This is a genomic window from Roseateles puraquae, from assembly GCF_002205845.1.
GTDB lineage: Bacteria > Pseudomonadota > Gammaproteobacteria > Burkholderiales > Burkholderiaceae_C > Pelomonas > Pelomonas puraquae.
This window is the reverse complement of record NZ_NISI01000001.1, coordinates 853,986-870,132: the sequence shown is the minus strand read 5'-3', so window position 1 is coordinate 870,132 and position 16,147 is coordinate 853,986. Positions and strand designations below refer to the sequence as shown.

14 protein-coding genes and 1 tRNA gene are annotated in these 16,147 nt (G+C 67.4%); 12 read left to right on the top strand and 3 right to left on the bottom strand.

Going from position 1 to position 16,147, the window contains the following annotated elements:
* Nucleotides 1–40 precede the first annotated feature (40 nt).
* Genes CDO81_RS03965 through CDO81_RS03955 form a run of 3 tightly spaced genes read left to right on the top strand, consistent with a single transcriptional unit; the run spans nt 41 to nt 3,155 of the window.
* Nucleotides 41–1,204, top strand: coding sequence for an ATP phosphoribosyltransferase regulatory subunit (locus CDO81_RS03965; RefSeq protein WP_088481833.1), 1,164 nt, complete (start codon nt 41–43; stop codon nt 1,202–1,204).
* A gap of 45 nt (nt 1,205–1,249) precedes the next feature.
* Nucleotides 1,250–2,581, top strand: a complete 1,332-nt coding sequence (locus tag CDO81_RS03960) for an adenylosuccinate synthase (protein WP_088481832.1) — start codon at nt 1,250–1,252, stop codon at nt 2,579–2,581.
* A 52-nt stretch (nt 2,582–2,633) separates the two neighbouring features.
* On the top strand, nt 2,634–3,155 hold the full coding sequence (locus CDO81_RS03955; protein ID WP_088481831.1) for a phosphoribosyltransferase: 522 nt from the start codon (nt 2,634–2,636) through the stop codon (nt 3,153–3,155).
* Nucleotides 3,156–3,418: 263 nt separating this feature from the next.
* Here CDO81_RS03955 and CDO81_RS03950 read toward each other — a convergent pair.
* Nucleotides 3,419–3,503 (bottom strand) — tRNA-Leu (locus CDO81_RS03950).
* Between the two features lie 68 nt (nt 3,504–3,571).
* On the opposite strand from CDO81_RS03950, the gene rnr reads away from it, so the two are divergent.
* Nucleotides 3,572–5,932, top strand: a complete 2,361-nt coding sequence (gene rnr / locus CDO81_RS03945) for a ribonuclease R (RefSeq protein WP_088481830.1) — start codon at nt 3,572–3,574, stop codon at nt 5,930–5,932.
* 18 nt (nt 5,933–5,950) lie between these two features.
* On the opposite strand, the gene CDO81_RS03940 is transcribed toward rnr, so the two are convergent.
* Nucleotides 5,951–7,303, bottom strand: coding sequence for an NAD(P)H-hydrate dehydratase (locus CDO81_RS03940; protein ID WP_088481829.1), 1,353 nt, complete (start codon nt 7,301–7,303; stop codon nt 5,951–5,953).
* A 9-nt stretch (nt 7,304–7,312) separates the two neighbouring features.
* Nucleotides 7,313–8,572, bottom strand: coding sequence for an NAD(P)/FAD-dependent oxidoreductase (locus CDO81_RS03935; protein WP_158218155.1), 1,260 nt, complete (start codon nt 8,570–8,572; stop codon nt 7,313–7,315).
* 329 nt (nt 8,573–8,901) lie between these two features.
* Here CDO81_RS03935 and rpsB point away from each other — a divergent pair, with 329 nt between their 5' ends.
* The 8 genes from rpsB to rseP all read left to right on the top strand — a co-directional run bounded on the left by rpsB (nt 8,902) and on the right by rseP (nt 16,135).
* The gene (rpsB, locus tag CDO81_RS03930; protein ID WP_088481827.1) at nt 8,902–9,648 is read left to right on the top strand and encodes a 30S ribosomal protein S2; all 747 of its coding nucleotides are present in this window, start codon (nt 8,902–8,904) and stop codon (nt 9,646–9,648) included.
* A 69-nt stretch (nt 9,649–9,717) separates the two neighbouring features.
* Complete coding sequence (gene tsf, locus CDO81_RS03925) at nt 9,718–10,611, top strand: translation elongation factor Ts (RefSeq protein ID WP_088481826.1); 894 nt, start codon at nt 9,718–9,720, stop codon at nt 10,609–10,611.
* Between the two features lie 82 nt (nt 10,612–10,693).
* Nucleotides 10,694–11,404 carry a UMP kinase gene (pyrH, locus tag CDO81_RS03920; RefSeq protein WP_088481825.1) on the top strand — a complete coding sequence of 237 codons (711 nt, stop codon included), beginning with the start codon at nt 10,694–10,696 and terminating at the stop codon, nt 11,402–11,404.
* A gap of 33 nt (nt 11,405–11,437) precedes the next feature.
* On the top strand, nt 11,438–11,998 hold the full coding sequence (frr, locus tag CDO81_RS03915) for a ribosome recycling factor (RefSeq protein WP_088481824.1): 561 nt from the start codon (nt 11,438–11,440) through the stop codon (nt 11,996–11,998).
* A gap of 17 nt (nt 11,999–12,015) precedes the next feature.
* Nucleotides 12,016–12,735 (top strand): polyprenyl diphosphate synthase, encoded by a 720-nt coding sequence (gene uppS, locus CDO81_RS03910; protein ID WP_088482431.1) that lies wholly within the window; start codon nt 12,016–12,018, stop codon nt 12,733–12,735.
* A gap of 21 nt (nt 12,736–12,756) precedes the next feature.
* Nucleotides 12,757–13,593: a phosphatidate cytidylyltransferase gene (locus tag CDO81_RS03905; protein ID WP_088481823.1), complete on the top strand. Its 837-nt coding sequence runs from the start codon at nt 12,757–12,759 to the stop codon at nt 13,591–13,593.
* Entirely contained in the window at nt 13,590–14,774 is a 1,185-nt protein-coding gene (gene ispC, locus CDO81_RS03900) for a 1-deoxy-D-xylulose-5-phosphate reductoisomerase (RefSeq protein WP_088481822.1), read from the top strand. The genes CDO81_RS03905 and ispC overlap by 4 nt, the downstream gene beginning before the upstream one ends.
* Nucleotides 14,771–16,135 (top strand): RIP metalloprotease RseP, encoded by a 1,365-nt coding sequence (gene rseP / locus CDO81_RS03895; protein WP_420893079.1) that lies wholly within the window; start codon nt 14,771–14,773, stop codon nt 16,133–16,135. Before ispC ends, rseP begins: the two co-directional genes overlap by 4 nt.
* Nucleotides 16,136–16,147: the final 12 nt, after the last annotated feature.

Below are 16,147 nucleotides of genomic sequence, written 5' to 3'. Positions count from 1 at the left end.
CATAGGTACAATGCCGTTTTTAACCGCCTAGCCTGCGCCCATGTCCTCTGCTTGGCTGCTGCCCGAGCACATCGCCGATGTCCTGCCTTCGCAGGCGCGCCGCATCGAAGAGCTGCGTAGAGAACTGCTCGACATGGCCCGTGGCTATGGCTGCGAGCTGATCATCCCACCGCTGCTCGAGCACCTTGACTCCTTGCTGTCCGGCACGGGCAGCGGCTCCGAGATCAAGCTCTTCAAGCTAGTTGACCAACTGTCCGGCCGTTCGCTCGGCCTGCGTGCCGACACCACGCCCCAAGTCGCCCGCATCGACGCCCATCTGCTGAACCGCCGCGGCGTGACGCGCCTGTGCTACTGCGGCCCCGTGGCCCACACCCGCCCTGATGGCCTGAACACCAGCCGCGAGCCTTTGCAGTTCGGCGTGGAGGTCTACGGTCATGCCGGCCTGGAAGCTGACCTGGAAGTCCATGAACTCGCACTCGACGCGCTGCGCCGTGCCGGCCTGAGCGACGTCATGCTGGACCTGGGTGATGCACGCCTGCTGCAGGGCGTGCTCGACGGCGTGAAGCTGCCGCCTGATGTGCTGACGGCACTGACCGCAGCTCTGGCCGCGAAGGACATGGGTGTGCTGGCCGAATTGACCACGGCCATGCCGGCTGCGACCCGCGAGGCGCTGCTGGCGCTGCCCAGTCTCTTCGGGGGCCGCGAGGTGCTGGTCGAGGCTGCGCGCCGGTTGCCGGCGCATCCGCTGGTGAAGGCCGCCTTGGCTGACCTCGACTGGCTGGCTGGCCATTTGTCCACGGTGCATCCCGAGGTGAAGCTGGGCTTCGACCTCGCGGATCTGCAGGGCTATGCCTACTACACCGGCATCCGCTTCGCCGCCTATGCCGCGGGCTGCTCCGATGCCGTGCTGCGGGGCGGTCGTTATGACGAGGTCGGCGCCGCCTTCGGCCGCCGCCGCCCGGCGGTCGGTTTCAGCCTGGATCTCAAGACGCTGGTGACGCTGGCGCCGTCCACCCCGCTTCGGGCTGCGGTGCGTGCGCCTTGGGGCGACGATGCGGCCCTGCGCGCCGCCATTCGGGCGCTGCGTGAACAAGGCGAGACCGTGGTGTGCGTTCTGCCCGGTCATGAGCACGAAGCCGATGAATTCGACTGTGACCGCGAACTGGTTCGCGAGCACACTCAGTGGGTTGTCCGTGCGCTGTAAGGCGCGGCGCCCACTCTTCCATTTCAAGCAAGACAGGCAATCAACATGAGCCAAACCGCGCGTGGACGCAATGTGGTCGTCGTCGGCACCCAGTGGGGTGACGAGGGCAAGGGCAAGGTCGTGGACTGGATGACGGACCATGCCCAAGGGGTGGTGCGCTTCCAGGGCGGCCACAACGCCGGCCACACGCTCGTCATCAAGGGGGTGAAGACCGCGCTGCAGCTCATCCCGAGCGGCATCATGCGTGACGGCGTGGCCTGCTACATCGGCAACGGCGTGGTGCTGGACCCGACCCATCTGCTGACCGAGATCGAGCGCCTGGAAGCCGCCGGTGTGGAGGTGCGCTCGCGCCTGTACATCAGCGAATCCTGTCCGCTGATCCTGCCCTTCCACGTGGCCGTGGACAAGGCTCGCGAAGCCCTGCGCGAGACGAGCGGCAGCGGCAAGATCGGCACCACCGGCAAGGGCATCGGCCCGGCCTACGAAGACAAGGTCGCCCGCCGTGCGCTGCGCGCGCAGGACTTGAAGCACCCCGAGCGCTTTGCCAAGAAGCTGCGCGAGCTGCTGGACCTGCACAACTTCGCCCTCAAGGGCTACCTGAAGTCCGAAGAGCTGGCGTTCGAGCCGATCTTCGAGCAGGCCATGAAGATGGCCGAGGCCATCAAGCCGATGCTGGCTGACGTGGGCTACATGATCCACAAGGCGCACCAGGCGGGCCAGAACATCCTGTTCGAAGGCGCCCAGGGCACGCTGCTGGACATCGACCACGGCACCTACCCTTACGTGACGTCCAGCAACTGCGTCGCCGGCAATGCGGCCGCTGGTGCCGGCGTGGGCCCCCAGCTGCTGCACTACATGCTGGGCATCACCAAGGCCTACACCACGCGCGTGGGCTCCGGTCCCTTCCCGACCGAGCTCGACTGGGAGCAGCCCGGCACCGTGGGCTATCACCTGTCCACCGTCGGCCAGGAGCGTGGCACGGTGACCGGTCGCGCCCGCCGTTGCGGCTGGCTCGATGCCGCTGCGCTCAAGCGCTCCATCATCATCAACGGCATCACCGGCCTGTGCCTGACCAAGCTCGACGTGCTGGACGGCCTGAGCGAGATCAAGATGTGCGTCGGCTACCAGCTCAACGGCCAGCTGCTGGACATCCTGCCGCTGGATGCCGATGAGATCGAGGCCTGCACGCCGGTCTTCGAAACCTTCCCCGGCTGGACGGAAACCACCTTCGGCGTGACGTCCTGGGACGCACTGCCTGCCAATGCTCGCGCCTACCTCAAGCGCGTGGAAGAGGTCATCGGCGCGCCGATCGACATGGTGTCGACCGGCCCCGACCGCGAGCACACCATCGTGCTGCGCCATCCCTACTCGGCCTGATCACGGCCTCTCAAGCGTCCAACCTTCATCTCATCACGGAGACAACACCACCATGTTGACCGACGACGGCAAGCACCTCTACGTTTCCTGGGACGAGTACCACCTGCTCACCGAGCGCCTGGCGCTGAAGGTGCACGCGTCGGGCTGGGAGTTCGACCAGATCCTCTGCCTGGCCCGTGGCGGCATGCGCCCGGGTGACGTGCTGTCGCGCGTCTTCGACAAGCCGCTGGGCATCATGTCCACGAGCTCGTACCGCGCTGAAGCCGGCACCATCCAGGGTCGCCTGGACATGGCCAAGTACATCACGATGCCCAAGGGCGAGCTGGCTGGTCGCGTGCTGCTGGTGGATGACCTCGCCGACTCGGGCGTGACGCTGAAGGCCGTGGTGGAACGCCTGCGCGGCATGCCGGCGATCACCGAGCTGCGCTCGGCGGTCATCTGGACCAAGAAGGTGTCGGCCTACACGCCGGACTACTACTGCGAGATGCTGGAAACCTCGCCGTGGATCCACCAGCCGTTCGAGGAGTACGACGGCATGGGGCCGGAGCAGTTGGCGAAGAAGTTTGTTGTCTGAGGTGTCACTCGTGGCGCGGATCGAGAGCTCGGTTTGTGCCACCACTCGACGAAGCGCCCATCGAGGGCGCATCGTCGGGGACTCGCCCGCGTCCCGCGGGCCGGGCGGCCGGTCTGGCGCTTGCAGGCGCCAGACCTTCGCTGCGGCGTCGGGCAGGCCGCAGGGCCTGCCCTCGGTCCGCAACGACGCGCCCTTCGAGTCCTCTCCTGGGCACCAAAAGCAAAAAGGCCAGCACTTGCGTGCTGGCCTTTTTGCTTTTGTTTTGGTGCCCAGGAGAGGACTCGAACCTCCACGGAGTTACCCGCTAGTACCTGAAACTAGTGCGTCTACCAATTCCGCCACCTGGGCAAGGTGCTCAAGACTTCTGTTGAAGACCTGAGCCGTTTCAGGAAAACCGAGACTATATCATCAAAAACTTGAAGAACACAAATTCCTCGCCCGCGGGCGACGGCGCCGGTCTGCTCGGCGAAGTCGAGGGCACGCTGCAGGGCCATCGTGACGGCCATGGATTCCTGATTCCGGATGACGGCTCGGCCGACATCTATCTCTCGGCGCAAGAGACCCATGCCGTCATGCACGGCGACCGTTTGCGGGTGCGGGTCGTGCGCTTTGACAAGCGCGGTCGGCCCGAGGGGCGCGTGCTGGAGATCCTGGAGCGCAAGAAGCGACCCCTCATCGGCCGGCTGCTGCTGGAGTCGGGCGTCTGGCTCGTCGCACCCGAAGACCGGCGCATGGGTCAGGACATCCTCATCCCCAAGAACGGCATCGCCAACGCCACCGCGGGGCAGGTGGTGGCGGTGGAATTGACCGAGCCGCCTTCGCTGTATTCCAAGCCCGTCGGCCGCGTGGTCGAGGTGCTCGGTGAGATCGATGACCCGGGCATGGAGATCGAGATTGCGGTGCGCAAGTACGACGTGCCGCACCGGTTCAGCGCCGAGACCCTGGCCCAGAGCGCCAAGCTGCCGGAGAAGCTGCGAGCGGCCGATCTGAAGCAGCGCATCGACCTGCGCGATGTGCCGCTGGTCACCATCGACGGAGAAGACGCGCGTGACTTCGACGACGCCGTCTACTGCGAGCCCTTCAAGCAGGGGCGCGGCAAGAAGGCGTTCGAGGGCTGGCGGCTGCTGGTGGCCATCGCCGACGTGTCTCACTACGTGAAGCCTGGCGAGCCGCTGGACGCCGACGCCTACGAGCGGGCTACCTCGGTCTACTTCCCGCGCCGGGTCATCCCGATGCTGCCGGAGAAGCTGTCCAACGGCCTTTGCTCGCTGAACCCCTACGAAGACCGCCTGAGCATGGTGTGCGACATGCTGGTCTCCGGCGACGGTGCGGTCACGGCCTACCAGTTCTACCCTGCCGTGATCTGCTCGCACGCGCGCTTCACGTACAACGAGGTCGCGGCCATCCTCGGCAACACGCATGGGCCTGAGGCCGCCAAGCGCCGCGAGTTGGTGCCGCACCTGCTGCATCTGCACGAGGTCTACCGCGCGCTGCTGGGCGAGCGCCAGCGCCGCGGCGCGATCGATTTCGAGACCACCGAGACGCAGATCGTCTGCGACGACAACGGCCGCATCGAGAAGATCGTGCCGCGCACCCGCAACGATGCGCACCGCCTGATCGAAGAGGCCATGCTCGCCGCCAACACATGCTCGGCAGACTTCATCGCCGGCGCCAAGCATCCATCGCTCTATCGGGTGCACGAGGGGCCCACGCCCGAGAAGCGGCAGACCTTGCAGGCCTACTTGCGCTCGCTCGGCATCGGCATGGGCATCTCGGATGACCCGTCTCCGCGGGAGTTCCAGCAGCTCGCGCAGGCGACGAAGGACCGGCCTGACGCGCAGCAGATCCACACCATGTTGCTGCGCTCCATGCAGCAGGCCATCTACACCGGCACCAACTCCGGCCACTTCGGCCTGGCCTACCCGGCTTACACCCACTTCACGAGCCCCATCCGACGCTACCCGGACCTGCTGGTGCATCGGGTGATCAAGGCATTGCTGGCGGGCAAGAAGTACACACTGGATGCGGCCAAGATGAAGGTGCCGCAGGCGCCCAAGCGCCCCGGCCGCGCGGCGCCGCCCAACCCGGCGGAGGCGCGCAACGAGGCCGAGCGCTGGGAGGTCGTTGGCGCGCATTGCAGCGCCAACGAGCGCCGTGCCGATGAAGCCAGCCGCGATGTCGAGGCTTGGCTGAAGTGCCGTTACATGCGTGACCGCCTGGGCGAGGAGTTCGCGGGCACGGTCAGCGCGGTCACGTCGTTCGGACTCTTCGTCCAGCTGGATGCCCTCTACGTCGAAGGCCTGGTGCACATCACCGAGCTGGGCGGCGAGTACTTCAAGTTCGACGACGTCCGCCAGGAGCTGCGCGGCGAGCGCACGGGCATCCGCTACGCCACCGGTGCGCGCGTGCAGGTGCAGGTCAGCCGCGTCGACCTGGATGGACGGCGCATCGACTTCCGTCTCGTGCGGGATGCGGACGATGTGCGTGTGGGTGGTCGGGGTGCGCCGGCCAAGGCTTCGGGCAGGTCGTCCGGCAAAGCTTCAGGCAAAGCACCAGGCAAGGCGCCCGGGCAGGAGGCGGCCAAGAAGCGTGCGCCCAAGACCGCCGTCGAATCGCTGGACGAAGTGCGGCAGGCGGACCGTGACGTCAAGAAGAGCCGCAAGGAGGTGATCGCTTCCTTGCATCCCGTCAAGGCAGCCCAGCAGGCCGCCAAACGTGCGGCTGGCAAGGCAGCCCGCAAGACGGTGGCCAAGGCGGCCCCGCGCAAGCGCCGCTGAGCGGGCGGCGACGGGGTGTCAGGGCCAGTGCGCCAGGCGGTCGATCAGATCGCCGGCGCACAGTACGCCCGGCACCTCGCCGGCGCGACCGTGGGCCTCCACGCCCTGGCAGGCGATGGCATGCGCCGGCGCATCGGGCTGCTGTGCCCAGAGGCCCCCCAACCAGCCAGCCAGCACGTCACCGCTGCCCGCGGTCGCCAGCGCCGGGCCGCCGCTGCCTGACAGCGCCGGGCATTCGCCGGGTGAGGCGACGACGCTGCCCGAGCCCTTCAACACCACAGTGCATCGCAGCTGGCGCGCCAGCTCCGTGGCGGCAGCCAGCCGGTCGCACTGGATGCTGGCCACATCACAGGCCAGCAGCCGTGCCGCCTCCAGCGGATGGGGCGTCAGCACGGTACTGGCTGGCGGGCGACGACGCACGGCATCCTGCAGATCGGCATCCGCAGCGATTGCATTCAACGCATCCGCATCGATCACCAGGCGGGGCAGGGTGTGCAGCAGGCCGGGCATGTCATGGGCGATGCCGTGCCCGGCGCCGCAGCCGACCACGCCGACCGCCTGTGGCAGGCGGCTCAGGCGCCCGCGCATCAGCTCGGGTCGCACGGGGTCAGCGACCTCGTCCGCGGCCAGGTCGAGCAGGTCAACGTACACCCGACCGGCGCCGCAGGCGAGGGCGGCCCGCGCAGCCAGTCGGGCCGCGCCCTGCATGCCCGGTGCGCCGCCGACCACCAGCACCTCGCCGTGGCTGCCTTTGTGGCTGGTCGGGCGGCGATCGGGCCGCGTCGGCGGGCCCAGGAGCAGGGCGGTGGGCGGCTCGTCAGGGGTGACGCCGAGGTCGTCAAACCAGAGTTGCCCGGTGTGGGCTCGGCCCTCGCCCGTCAACAAGCCCGGCTTGAGCGTGAGCAATGCCAGCGTGTGGTCGGCACGCACGGCGCAGTTGCCGGCCGCCTGCCCGGTGTCGGCCAGCAGGCCGCTGGGTAGATCGACGGCCAGGATGGGGGCGCCGCAGGCTTGCATGGCGGTGATGGTGGCCGCCATATCGGCCGATGGGGCGCGGTTCAAACCCAGGCCCAGCAGCGCATCGATCACCAAGGCCGGCTGCTCAGGCGGTGTGGCAGCGATGTGCGTCCCTACGCCATGTCGAGTGAGCAGTTGCTCGGCCACGCGCCCGTCGCCACCGTTGTTGCCGGGGCCGCAGACGATCCAGATCGGACCCGGCCCGCGCCTGAGGGCCAGTGCGAGTTTGGCCACCGCCAAACCGGCGCGTGCCATCAGGTCGGGCGTGTGGAGGAGGGCCCGGGCTTCGATGCGCCGGCTTGCAGCGACATTGAAGAGCGGCAGCGATTGTTGGGTGGGCAGCAGCGGGTGCATGCCCCGAGCTTAGGCCAGTCGCTGCGGGCTGAGGGCGCTCAGGTCCAGCAAGGCGGACTCGCCCATGACTTGGCGGGCCAGCGCCTGCGCCGCGCCGCAGGCCTGCCCCCAGCCGCTGCCGCCGGGGGACAGGTTCAGCCACAGGCCGGGCTGGGTGCCGGCTCCCAGCAGCGGGAGCCCGTCCGGCGCCACTGCGCGCCGGCTAATGCCTTGCTGCACCTGTTGGTGCAGGACAGAGCCGGGGAACCAGTGCTGCAGCCCGCGATGCAGGGTTTCGTAGTCGGCCGTGGCCGGTGGCTGGCGGTGCTGGACCCCGGTCACGGCGAGCCCGCCGGTCACGCGCACGCGCTGCCCGATGCGCGTGATGGTGAGGCCGCGCGCAGGGTCCACCCAGGCCGCCTTGGGGCCCAGGTCGGGGTGGGCTTCGAGCAGGCGCAACGGCGCCGTGACGGTGACCTCCTGCAGCGCCGCCAGGGGCAAACGTTGACCCGCCAGCGCGACCGCACCCAGGCCATTGCACAGCACGATGGCGTCGAAGCGCTCGTCCTGCATGCCTGGTGCCTGCGGCAAGGTGTCCCCCGGCTCTCGCTCGGTGCCACGGGTCGGCGCCTCGGCGGGCGGGGTGTAGTCGTGGCGCAGCGTCACGCCCGTGCCATCGCTGCTCAGGCCGCGAACCGTCGTGTGAAAGCGGAACGTCACCCCGAGGCGGCGCGCCTGCTGGCGCAATTGCTGCGCAAACAGCCGCGCATTGCCGGCGCCGCCGCCAGCCACCGCCAGTGCGGCGGCGAGTGGCGCGTCTGGATTGAGGCCGGGCTCGCGCAGCCTTGCTTCGCCCGCCTCAATCAGGTCGACGTTCAAGCCCATGGCCTTCCACGCCTCAAGCCGGACTTCAACCGCGGCGACGCGCTTGGCGTCGGGCAGTGCGAGCAGCAGACCTTGGCTGGCTTCGTCTTCCAGCCCGAGCTCCTGGCGCAGCGCGGCCGTGCGCGCGAGGCTCAGCTGACTCAGCGCAGCGAGCTGGGCGCTGGCATCGCCTGCCTTGCCGCGGGCGCGCCAGCGGCGCAGGCGAAAGCGCAGCGGTGCGCTCGGCAGGTCCGTCGACAGCGCCGGCACGGCCGGTGAGAGCAGGGCGCTGCAGGCAAAGCTCGCCTGCTCGGCCACGCTGCCGCCACGCTCGAACACCTGCACCTGCGCACCCAGAGCTGCGAGTTCATAGGCCGTCGTGACGCCGGCGAGCCCGGCGCCGACCACCGCGATCCGGCGGCTCAATGCTGCACCTGGCGGACGGGCTTGATTCGGGCGCTGGCGTGAGCGGGCAGTCGGCGTCGGCGGGCGAAGCTCATGGGTTGTGTATACTCTGCGGGTTTTGCCGGAGGTGGTTCCCGTTTGGGGCCGACTCAGCTGTCAATCCACACCGGGTGGCGGGCGGCAAAAACGGTTGTGAAGGGCGTGTCGTCAAGGTTTGACGCTCACCGTCGCAACGAATCGCAAACCGGCCACCAAAGGTGTTGTGGTTTGCGGCGAACTCGAAACGGTTGTTTCAAGGCGCTGCAACGCAATTCGGGCCGGATTTTAGACCCAACCTTCGGAGAAGACCCATGTCTGTCACGATGCGCGAGATGCTGGAAGCCGGCGTCCATTTCGGCCACCAAACCCGCTTCTGGAATCCCAAGATGGCCCCGTATATCTACGGCCATCGCAACAAGATCCACATCATCAACCTCGAGAAGACGCTGCCCGCGTTCAACGAGGCCATGAAGTTCATCCGCCAGCTGGCGGCCAAGCGCGGCACGATCCTGATGATCGGCACCAAGCGTCAGGCCCGCGAATTCATCGCCACTGAAGCCCAGCGCGCCGGCATGCCCTACGTCGACTCGCGTTGGCTGGGCGGCATGATGACCAACTTCAAGACGGTCAAGACCTCCCTCAAGAACCTGAAGGACATGCAGGCCCAGGTCGAGGCTGGCACCCAGCCCGCCATCAAGAAGGAAGCCCTGCTGTTCCAGCGCGACATCGCCAAGCTGGAAAAGAACATCGGCGGCATCCAGGACATGACCGCGCTGCCCGACGCCATCTTCGTCATCGACGTCGGCTACCACAAGATCGCCGTGGCTGAAGCCAAGAAGCTGGGCATTCCCGTCATCGGCGTGGTCGACACGAACCACTCGCCCGAAGGCATCGACTACGTCATCCCTGGCAACGACGACTCCGCCAAGGCCGTGGCCCTGTACGCCCGCGCCGTGGCTGACGCCGTGCTCGAAGGCAAGGCCAACGCCACTGCCGACGTGCTGGCTGCGGTTGCCCCCGCTGGCGACGAGTTCGTCGAGGTTTCCGAAGAGGCGTAAGCCCTTTCGACCCTGCATCTGAAAGGGGCCGCGAGGCCCCTTTTGCCAACTGAAAATTGGAGAAGAGAAATGGCTGCAATCACTGCAAGCATGGTGGGCGAACTGCGTGCCCGCACCGATGCCCCGATGATGGAGTGCAAGAAGGCCCTGACCGAGGCTGACGGCGATCTGGCCCGCGCGGAAGAGATCCTGCGCGTCAAGCTGGGCAACAAGGCTGGCAAGGCCGCCTCGCGCATCACCGCCGAAGGCGTGGTGTCGTCGGCCGTCGTGAACGGCAATGGCGCCCTGATCGAAGTGAACTGCGAGACCGACTTCGTCTCGAAGAACGACGCCTTCCTGGCCTTCGTGAACGCCCTGGCTGGCCTGGTGGCCGAGCACAACCCGGCCGACGTGGCCGCCCTGTCGGCCCTGCCGCTGTCGCAGGAAGGCTTCGGGCCGACCGTGGAAGACGTGCGCAAGGGCCTGGTCGGCAAGATCGGCGAGAACATGACGATCCGCCGCTTCCAGCGCTACACCGGCACCAAGCTGGCCACCTACCTGCACGGCACCCGCATCGGCGTGGTCGTCCAGTTCGACGGTGACGAAGTCGCTGCCAAGGACGTGGCCATGCACATCGCCGCCATGAAGCCGGCCGCCCTGTCGGGTGCGGACGTTTCGGCCGAGTTGGTCGAGAAGGAGCGCAAGATCGCCACCGAGAAGGCTGCCGAATCCGGCAAGCCGGCTGACATCGTCGCCAAGATGGTGGAAGGCTCGGTGCAGAAGTTCCTGAAGGAAGTCTCGCTGCTGGATCAGGTCTTCGTGAAGGCCGCCGACGGCAAGCAGACCGTGGGCGCTTTCCTGAAGTCGGTCAACACCACCGTCAAGGGCTTCACCCTGTACGTGGTGGGCGAGGGCATCGAAAAGAAGGTCGATGACTTCGCGGCCGAAGTGGCAGCCCAGGTGGCAGCTGCTAAGGGTCAGTAAAGACTCTTGCTGAATGAAAGGGCGCCAAGTTGGCGCCCTTTAAACTTCCGGCCCCGACAGGCCTTAAAACCCCGAGGACACCATGCCCGCGTACAAGCGCATCCTGCTCAAACTTTCCGGTGAAGCCCTGATGGGCGACGACGCCTACGGCATCAACCGCGCGACCATCGTGCGCATGGTGCAGGAGGTCCGCGAAGTGACGCAGATGGGCGTGGAGGTCGCGGTCGTCATTGGCGGTGGCAACATCTTCCGCGGTGTGGCTGGCGGCTCGGTCGGCATGGACCGTGCCACCGCCGACTACATGGGCATGCTGGCCACCGTCATGAACTCCCTGGCCCTGGCCGACACCATGCGCCAGGAAGGCATGACGGCCCGCGTGATGTCCGCCATCGCCATTGAGCAGGTCGTTGAGCCCTACGTGCGCCCGAAGGCTTTGCAATACCTCGAAGAGGGCAAGGTGGTGGTTTTCGCTGCGGGCACGGGCAACCCCTTCTTCACGACCGACACCGCCGCCGCGCTGCGTGGCGCAGAGATTGGCGCTGAGATCGTCCTGAAGGCCACCAAGGTCGACGGCGTCTACACCGCCGATCCCAAGAAGGACCCCGAGGCCAAGCGCTACGCGCGCATCAGCTTCGACGAGGCCATCACCCGCAACCTGCAGGTCATGGACGGCGCCGCCTTCGCGCTGTGCCGCGACCAGAAGCTGCCGATCAAGGTGTTCAGCATCTTCAAGGCGGGCGCGCTCAAGCGCGTCGTCCAGGGTGAAGACGAGGGCACGTTGGTCCACGTTTGATCGAAAGACTGATCGAAAGACGAGAGACAGATCATGAGCACCGCAGACATCAAGAAGAACGCTGAAGCCAAGATGGCCAAGTCCGTCGAGGCACTCAAGGGCGAACTGCAGAAGATCCGCACGGGTCGCGCCCACCCGGGCATCCTTGACCAGGTCAGCGTCGACTACTACGGCTCCATGGTGCCCATCAGCCAGGTGGCCAACGTCACGCTTCTGGATGCCCGCACCATCTCCGTCCAGCCTTGGGAAAAGGGCATGGGTGCCAAGATCGAGAAGGCCATCCGCGAAAGCGACCTCGGCCTGAACCCCTCGGCCCAGGGCGACCTGATCCGCGTCCCGATGCCTCCGCTGACCGAAGAGCGCCGCCGCGACCTGACCAAGGTCGTGCGCAACGCCGGTGAAGATGCCAAGGTCGCCGTGCGCAACCTGCGCCGCGATGCCAACGAGCAGGCCAAGAAGCTGCTCAAGGACAAGGAAATCGGTGAGGACGACGAGCGCCGCAGCCTCGACGATGTGCAGAAGCTCACCGATCGCGTCATCGCCGAGATCGACAAGCTGATCTCGGCCAAGGAAGCCGAGATCATGGCGGTTTGAACGCGCGCCACGACGTGATGCAAGACCGTCCGGCGCCTCCGCGCCACGTGGCCATCGTCATGGATGGCAATGGCCGCTGGGCCAAGAAGCGCTTCCTGCCGCGCTTCTTCGGCCACAAGGCCGGCGTGGACAGCCTCGTCAAGATCGTCCAGGCCTGCATCGACCGCGACATCGAGCATCTCACCGTCTTCGCCTTCTCCAGCGAGAACTGGAAGCGCCCGAGCGACGAGGTGTCAGGCCTCATGGGCCTGGTGCTCGCGGCGGTCAGTCGCTACCTCGCGAAGATGGGATCGATGGGCGTGCGCATCCGCATCGTCGGTGACCGCGACGCGGTATCCGACAAGCTTCGCAATGCCTGGAACGAGGCGGAGTCCAGCACCGCGCACAACAGCAAGCTCACGCTCAACGTGGCCTTCAACTACGGGGGGCGATGGGACATCGTGCAGGCCTGCCGCAAGGCGATTGCCGCGGGCGTGCCGGCCGAGGAACTCACTGAGGCCCGGCTCTCGGAGTTCATGGCCATGAGCTATGCACCCGATCCTGACCTGTTCATCCGCACCGGCGGCGAAGTGCGCATCAGCAACTTCCTGCTGTGGCAGGCGGCGTACACCGAGTTTGTCTTCTCCGACTGCCTGTGGCCCGAGTTCGGCGAGCGTGAGCTCGACGCGGCCATCGCCGCCTTCCATGAGCGCGACCGCCGGTTTGGCGGCGTCAAGGAAACGCCCATCGCGGCCTGAGCCGCGCCAAACTCCCGCGCCATGCTCAAGACCCGAATCATCACTGCGATCGTCCTGCTGGCCATCCTGTTGCCGGTGCTGTTCCAGGCCTCGCCCTGGCCCTTTGCCTGGGTGACGGTCGTGCTGATGGGGGCGGCAGGCTGGGAGTGGGCGCGCCTGAACGGCCTGCCAGGCACTGGCGCGCTGGCGGCCGGCGTGGCACTGGCGCTGGCCTGCGTCTGGACGCTGCTCATTGGCGGCTTGCATGCGCCACCGCCGTGGGTGTGGTCCATCGCCAGCCTGGCCTGGGTGCTGGGTGGCGCCTACGCCTTGAAGGCCGGCCCGACCGGCTGGCCGCGCATCGCCCGCGGCGCCCGCCTGGCCCTCGGGGCCTTGCTGCTCTGGGGCGCATGGCTGGCCATCGTTCAGGCCAAGGTGCACGGCATCAACTTCCTGCTGTCGATCTTCTGCCTCGTCTGGATGGCTGACATCGCCGCATATTTCTGCGGGCGGGCCTTTGGCAAGCGCAAGCTGGCCCCAGGCATCAGCCCCGGCAAGAGCTGGGAAGGCGTCTGGGGAGGCCTGGCAGGCGTCATCCTGTTGGGCTTCACCTGGGTGCATGTCATCGACGTCAACGTGGCGGTCGATTCCCCCAGCCTGTTCACGCTGCTGGTGCAGCGCCATGGCTGGATTTCCCTGCTGGCCATCGTGTTCCTGACCGCGATGAGCGTGGTGGGTGACCTCTTCGAATCCCTCGTCAAGCGTGCCGTCGGCGCCAAGGACAGCAGCCATCTGCTGCCGGGCCATGGTGGCGTGCTGGACCGCATCGATGCGCTGCTGCCGGTGTTTCCGCTGGCCCTGGCCTTGATCAGCCTATGAACCGCCAACGTGTCTGCGTCCTCGGCTCGACCGGGTCCATCGGCGTCAATACGCTGGATGTCGTCGCCCGCCATCCTGACCGCTACGAGATCGTCGCGCTGAGCGCGATGAGCCGTGTCGACGAGTTGCTCGCGCAATGCCTGACCTGTAAGCCCCGCTTCGCCGTGATGCCTGATCAGGCCGCGGCGGCACGGCTGCGTGAGCGTCTGCGCGACGCCGGCAGCGCCACCCAGGTGCTGGACGGCGCCGACAAGCTGGCCGAAATCGCTGCGCATCCGGAGGTCGACACCGTGATGGCGGCCATCGTGGGTGCGGCAGGCCTGGCGCCGGCTATCGCCGCGGCCCGCGCGGGCAAGCGCCTGCTGCTTGCCAACAAGGAGGCCATCGTCGTCGGCGGCGCCTTGTTCATGCAGGCCGTCGAAGCCGGTGGTGCGACGCTGCTGCCGATCGACAGCGAGCATTCCGCCATCTTCCAGTGTCTGCCCGAGGACCGCAGCACCTGGGCGCAGCGCGTGGATCACATCGTGCTGACGGCTTCCGGCGGCCCCTTCCGCACCCGGGATCCGAAGACGCTGGCCGACGTGACGCCCGACCAGGCCTGTGCCCATCCGAACTGGGTCATGGGCCGCAAGATCTCCGTGGATTCGGCCACGATGATGAACAAGGCGCTCGAGGTCATCGAGGCGCGCTGGCTGTTCAATCTCACGCCTGAGCAGATCCGCGTGCTCATCCACCCGCAGAGCATCATCCATTCGATGGTGGTCTGCCGCGACCAGTCCGTCCTCGCGCAGCTCGGCACGCCCGACATGCGCGTGCCCATCGCCTACGGTCTGTCCTTCCCCGAACGCATCACCTCGGGTGCCAGCCGGCTCGATCTGCTCGCCACGCCGGGCCTGAGCTTCGAGGAGGCCGACGCCGTTCGCTTCCCGGGCCTGCACCTGTCCTGGCAGGCGCTGCGCGCGCCGGAGGGCAGCACCACGGTGCTGAATGCCGCCAACGAAGTGGCGGTGGACGCCTTCTTGAATGGGCGGCTTCGCTTCGACCGCATTCATGCGCTGAACGAGCACTGCCTGGGTACGGTGGCGCTGTCGGCCAGTGATGTCGGCAGCATTGACGGCCTGCTGGCGCTCGACGCGCGGGTCCGTGACGTGGCGTTGCGCCAGGTGGCTTCATGGATGTGATCCAGAAGGCGTTCTGGTTCCTCGTGGCCATCGGCATCCTGGTACCGCTGCATGAGTGGGGGCACTACCGGGTGGCCCGGGCCTGCGGTGTGAAGGTGCTGCGCTTTTCCATTGGTTTCGGCCGCGTGCTGTGGCGTCGCGTCGGCCGCGATGGCACCGAGTTCACACTCAGCGCGTTGCCGCTGGGAGGCTATGTGCGCATGCTGGACGAGCGTGATGGCGTCGTTGCTCCGCACGAGCGCGAGCAGGCGTTCAACCAGCGGCCGCTGCGCCAGCGCGCGGCCATCGTCGCGGCCGGGCCGCTGGCCAACTGGGTGCTGGCCATTGTGCTGTTCGCGGCCGTGGCCTGGTTGGGTAGCGAGGTGCCGAAAGCGGTGCTCGGTACGCCGCCGGCGGGTTCGCTGGCCGAACGGGCCGGCCTGCTATCCGGCGACGCTGTGAAGGCGGTCTCGGCTGACGGGCAGGACTGGCAGGACGTGACTTCGCTGGCCGACCTGCAGTCCGCGGTGGCCCGCGCCCAGGCGCTGGGTGAGCCGATCTATCTCTCGGCGGTGGCGCCGGGCGGCCACAGCGCCCGCAGCCTGCGTCTGGACACCGACCAACTCGCGGGTCGCGCCCCGGACGCGCGACTGTTCAGCGACATCGGTCTGGCGCCGCTGGGCGAGCCGCTGATCCGTCAAGTCGTGCCGGGTGGCGCGGGCGAGAAGGCCGGCCTCGTGGCGGGCGATCGCGTGCTGACCATCGACGGCCAGCGGGTGCCGGACGTGGCCTTCCTGCGGGACGCCATTCGCCACGCGCGGGACGGTGATCAGCCCCGACCCATGGCCTGGCGCGTTGAGCGCGGGGGGCAGGTGGTGGAGCTCACCGCGACGCCTCGCCTGGTGGAGGAGGGCGGCCAGCGTGTGGCACGCCTGGAGGTCAGTGTGGGCTCGCCGCCCGAGCGCGTGTTCGTCAGCTACGGCCTGTTCGATGGCCTGTGGCGCGGCGTCGAGCAAAGCTGGGACATGGCGGCCACCACCGTCCGGCTGCTCGGGCGCATGCTCGTGGGTGAAGCTTCGGTAAAGAATCTCAGCGGCCCGCTCACCATTGCCGACTATGCCGGACAGTCCGCACAGGCCGGGCTCTCTCCGTTCCTCGACTTCCTGGCCAAGATTTCGCTCAGCCTGGCCGTGCTCAACCTGCTGCCGCTGCCCATGCTTGATGGCGGGCACCTCATGTATCATCTTTTCGAGGGTCTGAGTGGCCGCCCCGTCTCCGAATGGTGGCAACGGCAACTGCAGCGCGCAGGCGCGCTGATCCTGATGCTGATGATGGCCTTGGCCCTTTCCAACGACGTCGCCCGGTTCGCGGGTTGGCACTGACACTCCCCGGTC